This is a genomic window from Spirosoma aureum, assembly GCF_011604685.1.
GTDB classification, from domain to species: Bacteria; Bacteroidota; Bacteroidia; order Cytophagales; family Spirosomataceae; genus Spirosoma; species Spirosoma aureum.
Window position 1 is genome coordinate 7,298,337 of record NZ_CP050063.1, and the last position, 16,809, is coordinate 7,315,145.

A 16,809-nucleotide genomic window follows, 5' to 3' on the forward strand; every position below is an offset into this window, starting at 1 on the left:
CATTCAGCAAAATCAGTGAGCATGAGTATACTCCTACTTTACTAGTATGCGTTTCTGGCAAACTATTCGGCAGACAATTACGTCGCGCTCTTCTCAAACACAGGAAGCCATGACTGAACCATGCTTTTGGCGGGTCGACATGCATTCCCATCTAATTCCAGGCATAGACGACGGAGTCAAAGATCCTGAGCAAGCCGTTGCGTGCCTGAAACAACTTTCATCCTGGGGTATCCAGAAAGTTATCACAACACCACACGTGAGCCGTGACTGGTATCCTACCGAATCGGCCACCCTGCGCGCCGGGCAGGCTACTCTTCAGGCGCTTGCCGCTGAAAACAACCTGCCGTTGCAGATCGAAGTAGCCGCTGAATACCTGCTCGACGAGTTTTTTCCCGAACTTTTGGCTACTGATGATCTTCTTTCCTTTGGTTCGTCGCGTTACCTCCTTTTTGAAGTAGGCTGGGCAGCTGCTCCCCGGCAGCTGGACGATTTGCTTTTTCGCATACAAACCCGAGGTTACACACCTGTATTGGCTCATCCGGAACGTTACTCGTTTTACTATGAAGACCAAACCACACTCACGAATCTGCGGGAGAAAGGTTGTCTGTTTCAATTAAACTGGGCCTCGCTTACCGGCCGTTATGGCGAGCGAGCTCAGGCTCAGGCTCGGTTTCTTCTAAAAAAAGGCCTGTTCGATTTTATTGGTAGTGATATGCACAGACCCGCTGACTTCACCGCTCTTGCTGCGCTGTTTACAACCTCTGATTATGAGTTGCTCAGAAAACAGCCACTTCTCAATGAATCGTTGCTCTAATCAGATCCCTGGTTATCAGGACTTCGGCTAATTGGGAGCATCAATTCGATACCACATCCACATCGCTTCTTGGCAGCCTACTTCCAATAGCTATCTACAAAAATACACCAATATCATTTGTTGGCAACATTTTGGTTATTTATGTTCGATCAATACCAATATAGGTAACTAATTGTTATGTAAAATATTGTTATTGGCCTTCGTATATCAAGTGACCAGGCTGACTGAGCGACACCAATAAATACCAAATTGTTCGTTTACAGTCAATCTCTAAGAATAAAACAGTTCAATACTATATATGTACAAAAAACTCCTTCCGCAAAATTAAATTTAACTAATAGTTACTGAAAAATAATATTTAATAACTACTGCTTATTATATTGCAACAGGTATTGCAATGGTAAACTTATATTTTCTGCTATTCTAGCTGATATAAACACATTAGCAACTAAAATCATTTTTTTGAATGCCTGATGAGCAGTTGCTCATTATGGCTTGCAGCTAGCGGCCAAAAAGGGATTCAAGAACATGCAGAATTTAGATAATTAATAGTATTTCAACCTGACTGTAAGCATGAACATTAGTATTTTCGGACTTGGCTACGTAGGATGCGTTAGCCTTGGGTGCCTTGCCCAGAATGGTCACCAGGTCGTAGGCGTAGATGTCAACAAAACGAAAGTCGATCAGATCAATGATGGTCGGGCAACTATTGTTGAAAAAGACATTGATGCGATCATTGCCACACAGCACTTACTGGGGAGGATACGGGCAACAACCAATTTTCGGGAGGCCATTCTTGCTACAGACCTTTCTATTATAGCGGTCGGAACACCTTCAACCGCTCAGGGGCATTTGAACCTGACCTATATTCTGAGTGTAGCTGAGCATTTCGGTGAGGTGCTTCGGGAGAAAGATGGTTTTCATGTTATCGCCCTACGCTCAACGGTCATGCCGGGCACCTGCGAAAAGATTGCGGCTATGATCGAAGACCGCACAGGGAAAACCCGCGATGTAGACTTTGCCGTTGTTAGTAACCCTGAATTTTTGCGGGAAGGAACGGCTGTCCATGATTATTATCACCCACCACTCACGTTGATCGGTACCGAGTCAGAACGGGCGGCTTCTATTGTCCGTACGTTATATGACGAATTACCCGCCGAGGTAGTCATTGCCGAAACCAAAACGGCCGAAATCATGAAGTATGTGAACAATACGTATCACGCACTGAAAATTTCTTTTGCCAATGAAGTCGGAAATATCTGTTCGTCACTGGGTATCGACTCGCATGAGGTGATGGATATTTTCTGTAAAGACAAACAGCTCAATATCTCCAAATACTACTTCAAGCCAGGTTTTGCCTACGGCGGCTCGTGTCTGCCGAAAGATTTGAAAGGGCTGCAAACGTTGGCTCATGACCTGTATCTACAGGTACCGGTTATCAGCAGCATTCATCGCACCAACGAAATTCAGATGCAGCGAGCCATTGCCGTACTGATGCGCCACAGCCATAGGAACATCGGTTTTCTGGGAATTGGATTCAAAGCCGGTACCGATGATTTACGGAATAGCCCTGCCGTTGAACTGGCAGAAACCCTTCTGGGGAAAGGCTTTACGCTCAAGATTTATGACCGTAATGTGCATACCTCAAAACTGACCGGTACCAATAAAGAATACATAGACCAGCACATTCCACACCTCTCCCGGCTGATGGTACAGGATGCTGAGGAGTTGGTCGAATGGAGTGATGTACTGGTCGTTTGTACAAAAGAGGCTGAGTTTGTTCAGGTCCTGGGCGAAGCAAGCAATAAAATCATTCTGGATCTGGTTCGTATTCAGGCCGAAATAGATCCAGCTAACCAATATATAGGCATAAACTGGTCGCAGGACGCGGCCGAGTCACCTGCCCAATTAACGTTCAGATAGGCTCGTGGATTTAGTAGAAGAGCGCTATCCACTGTGCGCTATAAATCGCAAACGTATCCCTCATGAATACATCCAGCTTCGAAAATTTAGTAGGTAAGCATATTCTAATTATTGTTGAAAATCTTCCGGTTCCATTTGATCGTCGGGTGTGGCAGGAGGCAACCACACTGCGGGAGGCCGGTGCTGAAATTAGCATTATCTGCCCCCAGATGAAAGGCTATACGGATGCATTCGAGCAACTCGATGGCATCGATATCTATCGTCATCCACTGCCGGTTGAAGCATCAGGAGCACTCGGCTACCTGGTCGAATATGGTACATCGATTTTCTGGTGGTATTGGTATGCGATAAAAATCTTTGCCAAAAAGCGGTTTCATGTTATTCATGGCTGTAATCCGCCGGATCTGATCTTTACCGTAGCACTGCCATTTAAATTACTGGGAGTTAAATACGTTTTCGATCACCACGATATCAACCCGGAGTTCTATCTGGCCAAGTTCGACAAGAAAGACTTTTTCTATCGACTGATGCTATTCTTCGAGCGGATTACTTACCGGGTGGCCAACGTTAGTATCGCTACGAATGAATCCTATAAAGAAATTGCGATTCGTCGGGGCAAAATGAAGCCCGAGAATGTAACGATCGTCCGGAGTGGCCCTAAACTGGAGCGGCTCCGGATTGTTCCCGGCAACAATGCTTACAAGAAAGGGCGAACCTATCTGGTTGGTTATCTGGGTGTGATTGCCCAGAGTGAAGGCATTGATTTATTGCTCGAAGCCGTTCGAAAAATTACGGCCGTACGTCAGGATGTGCAGTTTGCCATTGTCGGTGGCGGCACCAGCCTGGAGGAGATGAAAGTATTGGCCGGAACACTGGGCGTATCGGATTATGTCGATTTCTATGGTCGCGTTCCCGACGATTTGCTGCTGGAAGTGCTCAATACCGCCGATGTCTGCGTGAATCCTGACCGGCCTACGGAAATGAACAACCTTTCGACCATGAATAAAATCATGGAGTATATGGCTCTGAAGAAACCCATTGTTCAGTTCGACCTGAAAGAAGGGCGATTCTCGGCGCAAAAAGCATCGCTTTACGCTCGTCCAAATGATCTCGACGATTTTGCGGACAAAATCACGTATTTACTCGATAATGAGACCGTTCGTACGGAAATGGGTGAATTTGGCTATCGACGTGTTGCCAACGAACTATCATGGGCGCATGAACGAGGCAAATTGCTGAGATTATATGATCGATTGCTGGCTCCAACGTTTGGCCAGGAAACACAACCTGCCGATGAGCCTGTAACCGCAACGCAAGTGTAGTAAGGTAAAAGAGAATGGTGATTGGGGAGCTGGTTTTACCGGTTCCCCAATTTTTTTGGTTGATTACAAACCTATAAGGTTTCAAAAACCTTATAGGTTTAAATGGACCGAGCACTACCAGAGCGGTGGCACGGCACCCATGACAAAGGCCGAAAATATACCATTACGAAATCAATACAGACTCACAGATGTAGGTAGGAATAATACCAGTGCTGCGAATCTGCACCTCCACGTCCTGCGCCTGCGTGTTGCCACTCAGAACCAGTACGGTATCCAGACCAAATTTATTCCCGCCGAGTATATCGGTGCGTAAGGTATCACCTACCATCAGGACATCACGCTTGCTGACATGCCCATCTTCCGGCGTTTCCAGGCCACGGGGAACCACATTTTCGAGCCGCTCATAGGCAAACATAAACAGCTGGGCATCAGGCTTACCAAATCGAATAAATTGCTTCCCAACGATCATTTCGATCATTTCGGCCACGGCCCCGATGGCAATGGCAATCCGGGTTTTCGACACGGGGTAGGTCTCATCCGTGTTTGCCACAATGACCGGAATATTACGTTTTCGAAGCAAATTCACCGTTTTGTTCAGGTCCGTATTCCAGTCGAAGCCTTCATCATCGAGCAGAACGAGGGCATTGATGTCGGCAATATCAGACAAGTCCAGTTGGCTGATAGGAAGCGTTTTGAGGCCAGCCGTTTCGATGTAATGTGCCGAACTTTCAGTGCCCAGATAAGCAACCCTGCCATGATTTACTTTTAGATCGAGGTACTCACGCGCCAGCATTCCCGACGAAATAATTCGTTCAGGCGTAATGGCATAAAGTCCCTGCCGATGGTATGATTCGGCTAATTCTTTCGGTCCGCGTGACGCATCGTTGGTCAGTACGTAAAATTCTTTGCCATTTTCCTGAAGCCAGTTGAACGTGCTTTCAATACCGGGCAATAAACCTTCATAATTTTTCAGAACGCCAAATGCATCGAAGAAAATTACTTTATAATTGGCAGCTACTTCTCTGAAATCGTCAAGTTGCATAGAGAATGTTACGTAAGTAGGGGGTGTAAGGGGTGACCATTAATTGTACCAATAAGGCCAACCAGCAATAGATTATTTTTCCTTCTATTGCCAAACGTTTGTAAAAATACGGTGTAAGTGAACTAAAATAACTTTTTTACAAAAAAAGCCAGTACCCTCCTGCTCCGAACCGGTACATTTTGATTAAATAAAGTTCTGATAGCCACTACAGTACAAGTACGGCTTTACCTACAACTTTTCGATCCATCAGGGCACGGAGAGCCAGCGGAGACTCGTCGAGTGAGTACGTACTGTGAATATGCTGTTTCAACTGTCCGGTGGTTATCCAGTGTAAAATCTGCCCGAAATTGCTCATACTTAGTTTTGGCTCCCGTTGCGCGAACGCTCCCCAGAACACACCTACGAGGGAAGCTCCTTTCAGGAGCGTTAGATTCAGAGGAATGTTCGGAATGGAACCAGCCGCAAACCCAACAACCAGATACCGGCCTTTCCAGGCCAGCGACCGGATACTCGGCTCGGCATAACGATCACCAACCGGATCATAGACAACATCGACACCATTGCTGTTGGTGAGAGCCTTGAGTCGTTCGCGCAGGTCTTCGGTTGTATAGTTTATGGTTTCGGTAGCGCCCATCTGGCGACAGACCTGGAGCTTTTCGTCGCTCGATGCCGCAGCAATGACGGTTGCCCCCATCAGTACCCCCAACTGAACGGCAGCCAGCCCCACACCGCCAGCGGCTCCGAGCACCAGCAATGTCTCGCCTGGTTTCAGGCTCGCCCGGTCTTTTAGGGCATGATAGGAGGTGCCATAGGTGTACATTGTCGAAGCAGCCGTGATGTAATCCATACCAGCAGGCATGGGCAAGGTCGTTGCCGCGTTACCAGTAACTTCTTCAGCAAACCCTCCATGCCCCGTCAGTGAAAAAACATTATCCCCTACGTTCAGATGCGTCACACCCTCCCCCACTTCTTTCACGATACCGGCCACCTCGCCACCCGGCGAAAAGGGGAATGACGGCTTGAACTGGTATTTGCCTTCAATCATGAGCGTATCTGGGAAATTGACACCACAGGCTTTTACGCTGATGACAACCTGCCCTTTACCGGCTTTGGGCGATTCAATTTCCTCAACAACAAGTGTTTCGGGCGGTCCAAACTGTTTACACAAAACTGCTTTCATAAATAGAATGGGTTTAGAATGGAATGAATGGTTGATCTGGGTGTCGTTTAAAAGGCTCCGATCCTGAACCAGAAGCATAACTCCGATCAACGCGAAAGTACTATCTTTATCCGATCAACCTGAACTGTTTATGAACCGTATCGCTCTACTTGTCACCTTCTTCTGGGCTTCGTTTGCGTTTAGCCAGTCAATGCCTAACGGAAGCTCTATTGCGGCATCGTCGCAACAGAAAAATTACCGACCACCCATCTTTACGGACCCCGATCGGCTGGCTAAAATTGAATCGCTTTATCCAGTAATCGACAAAATTTACCAGGACTATGCCGCTAAAAATCATTATCCGGGTCTTGCTTATGGGTTGGTGGTCGATGGCAAATTGGTGCATTCCGGTGGATTTGGCTATACGGAAGTAGCACGTAAAACACCCGCAACGCCCAGGTCCGCATTTCGCATTGCATCTATGACCAAGAGCATCACCGCAATGGCCATTTTAAAACTGCGTGATGAGGGAAAACTCCTGCTCGATGCGCCTGTCTCGAACTATATTCCGGAAGCGGCTAAACTTACGTATCTAACAGCCGATGCGCCAGCTATGACGGTTCGTAACCTGATGACACACTCAGCAGGTTTTCCTGAAGATAATCCGTGGGGTGACCGTCAGTTGGCCGATACCGATGACGAACTATTGGCGCTCCTCAAAAAAGATGTATCATTCTCCAATGTGCCTGGTGTGGCCTATGAATACAGCAACCTTGCTTTTGCCATGTTGGGGCGGATTATTACAAAAGTATCGGGCAAGCCGTATCAGCAATACATCACCGAAACCATTCTGAAACCACTCGGCATGACGCATACCGAATGGGAATATACCAAAGTGCCAGCCGATCAACTGGCGCATGGTTACCGTTGGCTTAACGAACAATGGGTTGAAGAGCCCCTACTGCACGATGGTATCTACGGGGCCATGGGTGGCCTGATTACATCCATTGAGGATTTTAGCCGGTATGTCGCGTTTCATCTATCGGCGTGGCCTCCACGTAATGATGCCGAAACAGGGCCGATCAAGCGAAGCTCAGTCCGGGAGATGCAGCTACCGCGAACATTCCGCGATCTGAATCCGGGATTTCGATTTCCCGGCGGCCGGGTTAGCCCAATGATCAACCACTATGCGTATGGCTTAAGCTGGAGCCGCGACGGCGACGGCCGCGACTATGTTGCTCACAGTGGAGGGCTTCCTGGCTTTGGTAGCCAATGGCGAATCCTTCCCGACTATGGTATCGGCATTATTGCCTACGGAAACCTGACGTATGCCAATCTGGGAACAGTGAACTGGGCTGTACTGGATACGCTGTTGTCAACGGCTAAACTGAAGCCCCGCCAGTTGCCTGTTTCGGCTGTTCTCAACCAGCGTAAAGCTGAATTGGTCAGTTTGCTGCCAAATTGGACGAATGCAGACAAGAGCCCGATTTTTGCCGAAAACTTCTTCCCTGATCAATCGTTGGAGGCCCGTCGAAAAGTGGCGCAGGCATTATTCGCCAAAATTGGCAAAGTGATTCGTGTTGGCGAATTGATTCCCGAAAATCAGTTGCGTGGTCATTTTGTGATCGAGGGTGAGCAATCCAGCGTGGATGTATTTTTTACATTGACGCCCGAAAATCCAGCTTTGATTCAGCAATTGGATCTGCATGAGCTGGCCCGTAAGCCCTGACTTTCAGGTATTTGCATGTATATTCATCGGTTCTATCCTCGAGAAATGGCCGCTGAACATACATGCCGATTCTCTTAAAGAGACTTCATAAAAGCGACTAAAGCTCGCTTTTCGGTGATTGTCAGGTTAAGTTTATCGAAGGGAAGCGTCTGGTTCTCCAGCCTAAATCCTAACCCTACTCCTCCCCCTTTGTCGTAGAATTCGACAACCTGATCCAGTGTTTTGTAAACGCCATTGTGCATGTAGGGAGCCGTAAGGGCCGCTTGCCGGATAGTGGGCGTTTTGAATGCATTGCGATGAATGCCAATCTTGGTTGATCGATAGCGACCTTCGTCGGCATCGAGCTGTCGTTCAGTTGCAGTGGCAGGAGCGCCGAGTACTTCGCTTTCCGTTTTGACGTAAGCCGGTGGTATCGTGCCATTGAACAGTGGAAAAAAATGACAGGTAGCGCATCTCCCTTTACCCATAAATACATTAAAGCCCATTTTTTCCTGAGCAGTCAGGGCTACTTTTTCGCCACGCAGATAACGATCCGAACGGGTATTCAGACTGATCAATGACCGTACATAAGACGCAAGAGCGTTTTTCAGGTTTGTTTCCGTTAGGCCGTCGGCGTAGGCCTGCGCGAACTGTTTCTGGAATGTTGAGTCTTTTTGTAGAGCTGCGGTTGCACTGGTCAGAGAGCCACCCATTTCCTGCGAATTGTGAATGACATCGGTAATTTGATCTTCCAGAAAAAAAACTCTTGAATCCATAAACTGGAACGACTGAAAGGCCGCATTGACTAAGGTCGGTGTATTTCTGCCAATGCGATGTTTTGCGTCAATCGTTAATGGCGACGGTTCGCCATCGGTAAAGGCGCGATTGGGTTGGTGGCAACTTGCGCAGGTACGCTGCCCGTTTCCCGACAGAATGGGATTGAAAAAAAGCATCTTACCGAGTGCAACCCGATCGGCAGTGGGCGTGGCATGATTATAGGGTAGAAAAAAAGTTGGGTCGAAAGCGTTGGTATCCGAAAGCGTTCGGGCGGTAGGCCGCAGCATCCGTTTGTCGGTTGCCAGCGGGTAACCAAGAGCAAGTTGCGTTTCCATGAGCAGACGGCTCAGTGGATAAGCATATTGTCGTATAAAGCCGAGTCGGTCAAACTGGTTGAACGTTTGCCCACGTATGGCCTGAATGGCTTTCGTGATTGTTTGGTGAAGCAGAGTCGCCTGTTGGGTGGCAATCGGATAAGCCAGCAGGGTATGATCCAGACTTTCGAGAGCCGCAATACCTTCGGGTAGGGAGTGCAGTGAGACCGGCGAGTCGAACCCCGTAATGCCCAGTGTAATCACGCGCATCACTTCCAGCCGCATCGCGTCAAAGATCTGGCTATCTGTTAGTTCATTATAGGTTGCGACCCGACGTAACTGGCTGACCGTAGTTTTGATGGAAGCCATTTGCCGGAGTAAATCGGTTCGACGGGAAGCATCTAACGGAAAAATCATTTCTTCCGTTACCTGAAACCCATTAGGCTGAATAACAATGCCAATGCCATCGTCTAGTTCACCTTCGGGTAAAGGGGGCCCGTTGAGCGATTTGGCCGATCCCGAAAAGTAAAATTCAGTCAGAAATTCAATCCGTTTGTAAGCCAGTCTCGACTGGCGGAACGCTGCCTGAACGATCGGTGCAGGCTGGCGTTTCTCAATGGTACTATATAGCTTGTTTACCGCTGAATCGAGCCGGGCAAGATCGGTCAGGTACGTTGTTTTAACGACCTTATGCGGTTGAATTGGGGTAAATGATTGAACCAGAACCGCTACCAGTATGAGCAGTAGGGAGGCCACGGAGCCATGTAAAACTGCTGATCGGTATACAGATCGTTTCATAAGGGAAAAAGTTGCGCCCATGCTTTCGACAAAAATAAGAGCAAATGGGCACCTATTTGCAAGGTAACCGAAGCATAACGTTTGCCGGGCCTGTACTCCGATTATAGGTTATCCCGCCTGTTTAATGGCATGCCTTCATGCTAAGATTATGAGCGTTGCTACGCGCCAATTAATTGAAAGTTAGCCAATTATTTGTAGATTTCTCACTGCTTTCAAGTTACGGTGATAGCTTTGTTTGTTCATAATGCCTCTTTAACTGAAAATGAAACAATTATTACCTATAGGCCAGCTGGTTAAAATTAGTGCTTTGGTGTTCTATTTGACCGCTGGAATACAGTCTATCTCAGCGGGCAAACTTACTATACGCAACGATGGCGAAACGCTCGTGCGAGGCCCCTATTTACAGAAGGCATCCCCAACCAGTATGACATTCCGCTGGCGTACCAACCCCGCTTCGATCGGTGTAGTTCGTTTTGGGGCATCAGCCAGTAGTCTGTCCGGGTCGGTAAGTGAGACAACGGCGGTTACAGATCATGAAGTAACCGTGACGGGCTTAACCCCAAATACACAATACTATTATTCGGTAGGTACGCCAACGGGGTCATTACAGGGCGATGGAGCCAATTATTTCTACACCTTCCCGGCTGAGGGCACGCCAAAAAAGACCCGCATCTGGTCATTGGGTGATTTCGGCTACCTCAATTCTGCACGGCAGGCCAATGTAAAAAATGCGTTCAAAAACTATATGAAGAGCATTGGCGATCCATACATCGATCTCTGGCTCTGGCTGGGCGATAATGCATACAATCAGGGTCTGGATAATGAATACCAGGCATATGTTTTCAGTTCGGACGTTGGTTATGGGGGTGATCGGTACATGAAGCAGACGCCCATTTTTTCGACACCGGGCAATCACGATTATGTGACCAATGAGCTACGGGTAAATCTGAACATTCCCTATTACGGTGTTGTCTCGCATCCAACCAACGCCGAAGCGGGAGGAGTACCCTCGGGTACGGAGTCCTATTATTCGTTTAATTATGGTAACATTCATTTCGTCAGCCTGGATTCGGACCGCTATGAAGACAATACCGATGCGGCCTCCGATGTTCGGTTTCTTGAGTCGAAGCCGCAGGTTACCTGGCTCAAACAGGATCTGGCTGCTGCCCAGGCGAATCCAAACGTAAAATGGATCATTGCCTTCTGGCATCATCCGCCTTATACCAAGGGCACGCACGATTCGGATACCAACAAACAACTTCGGGATGTTCGAATGAATCTATTGCCGGTACTGGAACAGTATAAAGTTGATCTGGTCATGTGCGGTCACAGCCACGTCTACGAGCGGTCGAGGCTTATGAAAGGACACTATGGCGATGCCCTTACGTACGATAGTAAGCTGCATAATTCCGTTGATGGCAGTAACGCCAAATCAAGTGGCAAGTTCGATGGATCGCCTAATTCCTGCTATTATTTCAAAAGTCGCAACTCCGCCACCAATGAAGGCACGGTATACGTAGTGAATGGTCACGGCGGAGCGCCGGGCGGGCGTATCTTATCGGGAACGGCTCAATGGCCGCATAATGCCATGGAAGTTGCCTACGACGATGCCGGGGGATCAATGTACCTTGAAATTGAAGGCGGGAAACTGGTCTCGAAGCTGATTGCCGGAGATGGTTCCATTCAGGATCAATTTACCATTATTAAAGATGGAGACGGCTTTTCAGTTCCTTCTACTAACGGTATTGCCCGTAGCGCAACCTGCGAGTGCACGGATGGCAATAACCAGACGCATTATACCGATGCCGAACTTAATAAGTTACTTTCTATCAGCAAAAATGGGCAGAACATCGGCCGTGTTGGCGATGGAACGTTCAGTCTGCAATTAAAAGGTACTGCTGGCGCATCGGTTATAGCCTCCAATAGTCCGACTAATTACGTGACTCTCCCATCAGGCTGGGTTGTTGCAAACCGCTATTATACGCTGAAACCGACCAATGAGCCATCGGCAGGCAATCCCGTTGCGGTGTCGTTTTATTATACGCAGGCTGATGTAGACGCTATTAATGGAAAACTGGGTCAGGTGTTAACGCCACAGCAATTGAAGGTCTTCACGATCAATGATGGGCCGACCACGTTCAATTCTGATCCGGCCAGTGGGCATACGGCTATTCCAAAAGCTTCGTCGCCGGGAGGCAGTGGCGCATCAATTTTTACGTATAGCGCCAAACCTTCGGTCACCGGCTGGGCGAATTCAGGGGATGGCGGTAGCTTCCGGGCCGATTTTCTGACTGCCCGTTTGGGTAGTGGCGGCATTGGCGGTGCATTGAATGGCGCTGAACCAACAGCCAATCCAGTATCCGTAACGCTTGTTGCCAGCCCATCCGTAAGTCCGGGCCTGGCCAACCTGTCCGCAAAAGTGGTGGGGGGCATGGCTCCGTTTAGTTACACATTCAGTGGTCCCGGTGTTAGTACAACGGCGGGTAATACCGCCAGAGTGACAAGTCTGACGGCGGGCGTTCAACTATTTAGCGTTACTGTCACGGATGCGGTGAGCCAGACGGCCACGGCCATAACTTCTGTAACCGTAACAGGCGGAGCGGCTGATTGTGGCAATTATTTCGTCGGTGTAGGGGCCGGATACGCGAATACGACAGGTTGCGGCAATGTCGCATTAGGGCCAAATGCGGGTTATTCGAATATGACCGGCAATCAGTCAACATTTGTGGGTAGTTGGGCGGGTTTCTTCAGCAGTGGACAGGCCAACACTTTTGTTGGGTATAAGGTGGGGCTAAATACAACCACTGGAAATTTTAATACCTTTCTGGGTACGCTGGCCGGGCTTAACAATACGATTGGCTCAGCCAACGTCTTTTTGGGTGATAGCGCGGGCAGTGCCAATGAAGTAGGAAATAACAATGTATATCTGGGGACTAATGCGGGGAATGGAGCTGGTGTGAACGGCTCCAATAATGTCTCCCTTGGTTCTGAAAGTGGACGAAGCAATCAGAATGGCCTTAATAATACCTTTCTGGGCTACCGGGCCAATGCGGGCAAAGCAGGACTGTCTAATGCTACGGCTATTGGTAACAATGCACGAGTGGATATTAGTAATGCGATCGTGCTGGGCAACGGTGCCAATGTCGGAATTGGTACTGGTAGCCCCGGAAATAAGCTGGAGATCCGAGCTGATTCCAGTGGACAATCCGGTCTCCGATTAACTCAGCTTACCTCGGCCATGACGCCCCTTGGAAGTGCCAGTAAATTTCTGACTGTCAATGCGAAAGGCGATGTATATCTGGCAAACTACGCCAGTGGTAGCCGGGCTGCGGCTTCTTCAGAAGATGGCTTTTGGCAACGTAATGGCCGTTTTTTGCAAAGTGTAAAGGGCGAGGCCATTATTATTGGCCAGGGCGTTAGCAAGACACCGGCCGATTATAACCTTTTTGTTTCTAAAGGTATTTTGACCGAGAAAGTTAAAGTTGCGATCAAAAATACGGACGACTGGAGCGATCACGTACTCGGGAAGACCTACCAGTTGCGCCCGTTAGCTGAAGTGGAACGATACATTCAACAATACCAGCATTTGCCCGGCATACCTTCGGCAGAAGAAGTTGTGAAGGATGGAATGGATGTGGGCCAAATGAATGCTAAACTGCTGGAAAAGATCGAAGAACTCACGCTTTACATTATCGAATTAAAGAAAGAAGTCAACAGCTTACGCCAGACAGTCAAACCAACCAAAAAAAGATAGCTGTAATGTCCCAAACCGCATCGTACGGTTTGGGACATTCTGCTTAGTCAACATCCTGTCTAACAGGTATCCATTCTTCGTAATGACCACCGATACCCGGATAAATTACCCGTTTGTCAGCACCGTTCAGCGATCGCATGGCCGAAAAGAAGGGAAGTTCATGCTCACCTGATCATAATCAGGTGAGCAGTCATATTGAACGAAAATGCGTCAGTAAAACAACCTCATTGAAGACACAAACGATACATCTCTACACTAACCAACAACGTTTTCCAGCGTTCCGATTCCATCGATCGTTATTCGAATTTCATCACCTGATCGAAGTGTGAAATCGTCGGGAGGAACAATACCAGTACCTGTCATGAGGAAACAGCCGAAAGGAAATGAGCATTCGCGGAAGAGAAACGAAACGAGTTCCGTATGCTGCCGTTTCATCTGGCTGATGGCAATGCTATTGGTAAAGGCAGCCTGAAATTCCCGGATGATTTCCAGTTTAATCTGCGAATCGGGCGAGATTGGCGTCTCTGGAACGTATAGACATGGGCCAAGAGCCGCGCTACCGTCGTAGCTTTTGGCCTGCGGCAGATAGAGCGGATTTTCACCCTCAATACTCCGCGAACTCATATCATTACCACAGGTGTAGCCTACGATTTTTCCCGACGATGTAATAAATAGTGTTAACTCAGGCTCCGGTACATTCCAGGTCGAGTCGGCCCGAATGCGCACATTCGCCCCTGGTCCTACTACACGTTCCGGCGTTGATTTGAAGAATAATTCAGGGCGTTCGGCATCGTAAACCCGATCATAAAAATTATCTCCTCCCGACTTCTTCGATTCTTCCATGCGGGCATTGCGGCTACGCAGATACGTAACCCCCGATGCCCAGACTTCCTGCCGACCGATCGGAGCCAGTAAGCCCGTTTGTGCCCATTGCTGGTGATCGTCTGCGGGCGCTACCGATTTGGTTACCTCAAGCAGAACATCATACAGATTATCCTGATTGACTAAATCATCCCAGTTGTCGGCCGGAACAGTATAAAACAGATTATTCGATTCAAGAACGATGCCGGAGCCGGTTTTGTAGAGTTTCATGCGAAAAGATTGAATACCATTTGTAAAGAACGATTGTACTGCGTTTTACTTTTAGGACTTTCGCTCAGAGCCGTAACACGGTTACTGATGCTACTTGTAATAACCACCGTTCGCGGTTGCGGTGGTACGGCTTGAAGTGAAAGTCCTAGCTTTATCGAAATGCATTGATTGATGGGGTGATCAATCGCATATGTTATCGGTCAAAAATAAGGAAACAAGCTAAGAATGGCCTTTGCTTCGTTAAAAATTGGCTGAGCAGCGAATCTTTTAATCCGTGCGGCTGAGCTACCAGACGTATCGGTTCCTGCGCCATGAAATCAGGAAATGCAGTCAAAAATTCAGCAAAAAAGAACTAACTTAGTAGGCTTACTACCGCATCGGCGGTTCGACAACAATGCTGCAAAAAACACGGGGTATTGCCCTTAGTTATATTCGTTACCGCGAAACGTCCATAATTGCCCGCGTCTACACCGAAGAGTTTGGTTTACAGAGCTATATTGTCAATAGCGTTCGGACAGCCCGGAGTAAAAACAATAAAATCGCCCTGTTTCAGCCATTAACGTTGCTGGATATGGTTGTTTATAACAAGCACGACCGCGAGTTACACCGGCTTTCGGAGATCAAGACCAGCCATCCGTTTCAGAGCCTGCCTTTTGAGGTAAGCAAATCAACGATTGCCATGTTCGTAACGGAAATGCTGAATAAAGTGCTGAAAGAAGAAGCGAGCAGCCCGATCCTGTTCCGGTTTCTGGTCGATTCAGTACTATTCCTGGAAGAGGCCCGCACGAACTACGAAAACTTTCACCTGACGTTTCTGCTGAAACTTTCGTTTTTTCTGGGATTTGGCCCCGAAAGTGCCCGCGAATTCGAGAGCCAGCTCCGGGAAAACTCCTATCCGTTCTTACCCGACGATGAGATGGATGCTGCGCTCAATAGCATGCTTCGCCAGCCGTATGGAACGGCAATCCGGATTTCGCGCTCGGCCCGTAACGAGTTGCTGGATGCCCTGGTGGCGTATTACCAGATTCATATTGACTCAATCGGTGAGGTAAAGTCGTTACCCGTATTACGGGAAGTGCTGGGATAATAAGTGTCGATAAAACATGAGTCATCCCGAATTTTGCAGGGATAGCTCCTATTTGCCGTAATGGGTACTTAAACTTTCCGTTTTAGCTCAAAATGCTGACCCAGGTAAAGTCGCCGAACCTGTTCATCACTGGCTAACTCTTCGGCAGTACCTTGCTTAAGAATTTTACCTTCAAAGAGCAGATAGGCCCGGTCCGTGATCGAGAGCGTTTCATTCACATTGTGATCTGTAATGAGAATACCGATGTTGCGGTGCTTCAATTTGGCGACAATGCTCTGAATGTCTTCTACGGCAATCGGGTCAACGCCCGCGAAAGGCTCATCGAGCAGAATAAACTTAGGATCAACAGCCAGCGCACGGGCAATTTCAGTGCGTCGGCGTTCGCCCCCGGAAAGTACCTTGCCTTTGCTCTTGCGAACATGCGTCAGGCTAAACTCAGCGAGCAGTTCTTCTACTTTTTCTTTGCGTTGACTTTTCGGCAAGTCGCTCATTTCGAGAACGGCAAGCACGTTTTCTTCGACCGATAGATCCCGAAATACGGATGCTTCCTGCGCCAGATAGCCAAGGCCGAGCCGTGCCCGTTTATACATGGGCAGGTCTGTAACATCGATATCATCAATAAAAACCTTACCACTATTGGGCTTCACCAAACCAACAGCCATGTAGAACGAGGTAGTCTTTCCGGCACCGTTTGGGCCAAGCAATCCTACAATTTCGCCTTGGGCCACCTGATACGACACGTTATTGTTGACCAGCCGCGACCCGTATTTCTTTATTAAATTTTCAGTTCTAAGAATCATTCTGATGCGTTATCGAAAAACGGTCAGTACCGAATTGCCTTCATGCGTTAATGGCTGCTGCAAAGTTCGGGCTAATACCATCTACTGCCAACTATTTTTGGTTTCGGGGAAAGCCTCCAACCGTTTATTAACAATTATTAATGACAACGCGGCCCATTTTCGACCGAATTGTGTGGTTAGTACCAACTATGCCCTGTCTGGTAGCGGACAAATAAAGAA

The 16,809-nt window shown here is 48.1% G+C and carries 11 protein-coding genes; 6 read left to right on the forward strand and 5 right to left on the reverse strand.

The window, feature by feature from the left end:
• The first annotated feature begins 46 nt into the window (after positions 1–46).
• The 3 genes from G8759_RS29080 to G8759_RS29090 all read left to right on the forward strand — a co-directional run bounded on the left by G8759_RS29080 (position 47) and on the right by G8759_RS29090 (position 4,059).
• A complete protein-coding gene (locus G8759_RS29080; RefSeq protein WP_167216289.1) occupies positions 47–814 on the forward strand; it encodes a tyrosine-protein phosphatase in 768 nt (255 codons plus the stop codon).
• Positions 815–1,387: 573 nt separating this feature from the next.
• Positions 1,388–2,737 (forward strand): nucleotide sugar dehydrogenase, encoded by a 1,350-nt coding sequence (locus tag G8759_RS29085; RefSeq protein ID WP_167216291.1) that lies wholly within the window; start codon positions 1,388–1,390, stop codon positions 2,735–2,737.
• Between the two features lie 62 nt (positions 2,738–2,799).
• The gene (locus tag G8759_RS29090) at positions 2,800–4,059 is read left to right on the forward strand and encodes a glycosyltransferase family 4 protein (protein WP_167216293.1); all 1,260 of its coding nucleotides are present in this window, start codon (positions 2,800–2,802) and stop codon (positions 4,057–4,059) included.
• A 163-nt stretch (positions 4,060–4,222) separates the two neighbouring features.
• Here G8759_RS29090 and G8759_RS29095 read toward each other — a convergent pair whose 3' ends face one another.
• Both G8759_RS29095 and G8759_RS29100 read right to left on the reverse strand, forming a co-directional pair.
• Positions 4,223–5,101, reverse strand: a complete 879-nt coding sequence (locus tag G8759_RS29095; protein WP_167216295.1) for an HAD-IIA family hydrolase — start codon at positions 5,099–5,101, stop codon at positions 4,223–4,225.
• 205 nt (positions 5,102–5,306) lie between these two features.
• Entirely contained in the window at positions 5,307–6,281 is a 975-nt protein-coding gene (locus G8759_RS29100; protein ID WP_167216297.1) for an NADPH:quinone oxidoreductase family protein, read from the reverse strand.
• A gap of 130 nt (positions 6,282–6,411) precedes the next feature.
• Between G8759_RS29100 and G8759_RS29105 the strand changes: the two genes are divergently transcribed.
• A complete protein-coding gene (locus G8759_RS29105; protein ID WP_232073983.1) occupies positions 6,412–7,989 on the forward strand; it encodes a serine hydrolase domain-containing protein in 1,578 nt (525 codons plus the stop codon).
• Positions 7,990–8,063: 74 nt separating this feature from the next.
• Here G8759_RS29105 and G8759_RS29110 read toward each other — a convergent pair whose 3' ends face one another.
• Positions 8,064–9,857, reverse strand: coding sequence for a cytochrome c peroxidase (locus tag G8759_RS29110; RefSeq protein WP_167216299.1), 1,794 nt, complete (start codon positions 9,855–9,857; stop codon positions 8,064–8,066).
• A gap of 262 nt (positions 9,858–10,119) precedes the next feature.
• Between G8759_RS29110 and G8759_RS29115 the strand changes: the two genes are divergently transcribed.
• Positions 10,120–13,611 carry a metallophosphoesterase gene (locus G8759_RS29115; RefSeq protein ID WP_167216301.1) on the forward strand — a complete coding sequence of 1,164 codons (3,492 nt, stop codon included), beginning with the start codon at positions 10,120–10,122 and terminating at the stop codon, positions 13,609–13,611.
• A 255-nt stretch (positions 13,612–13,866) separates the two neighbouring features.
• Here G8759_RS29115 and G8759_RS29120 read toward each other — a convergent pair whose 3' ends face one another.
• On the reverse strand, positions 13,867–14,703 hold the full coding sequence (locus G8759_RS29120) for a fumarylacetoacetate hydrolase family protein (protein WP_167216303.1): 837 nt from the start codon (positions 14,701–14,703) through the stop codon (positions 13,867–13,869).
• A 394-nt stretch (positions 14,704–15,097) separates the two neighbouring features.
• On the opposite strand from G8759_RS29120, the gene recO reads away from it, so the two are divergent.
• A complete protein-coding gene (gene recO / locus G8759_RS29125; RefSeq protein WP_167216305.1) occupies positions 15,098–15,790 on the forward strand; it encodes a DNA repair protein RecO in 693 nt (230 codons plus the stop codon).
• Positions 15,791–15,858: 68 nt separating this feature from the next.
• On the opposite strand, the gene lptB is transcribed toward recO, so the two are convergent.
• On the reverse strand, positions 15,859–16,590 hold the full coding sequence (lptB, locus tag G8759_RS29130; protein WP_167216307.1) for an LPS export ABC transporter ATP-binding protein: 732 nt from the start codon (positions 16,588–16,590) through the stop codon (positions 15,859–15,861).
• Positions 16,591–16,809 lie beyond the last annotated feature (219 nt).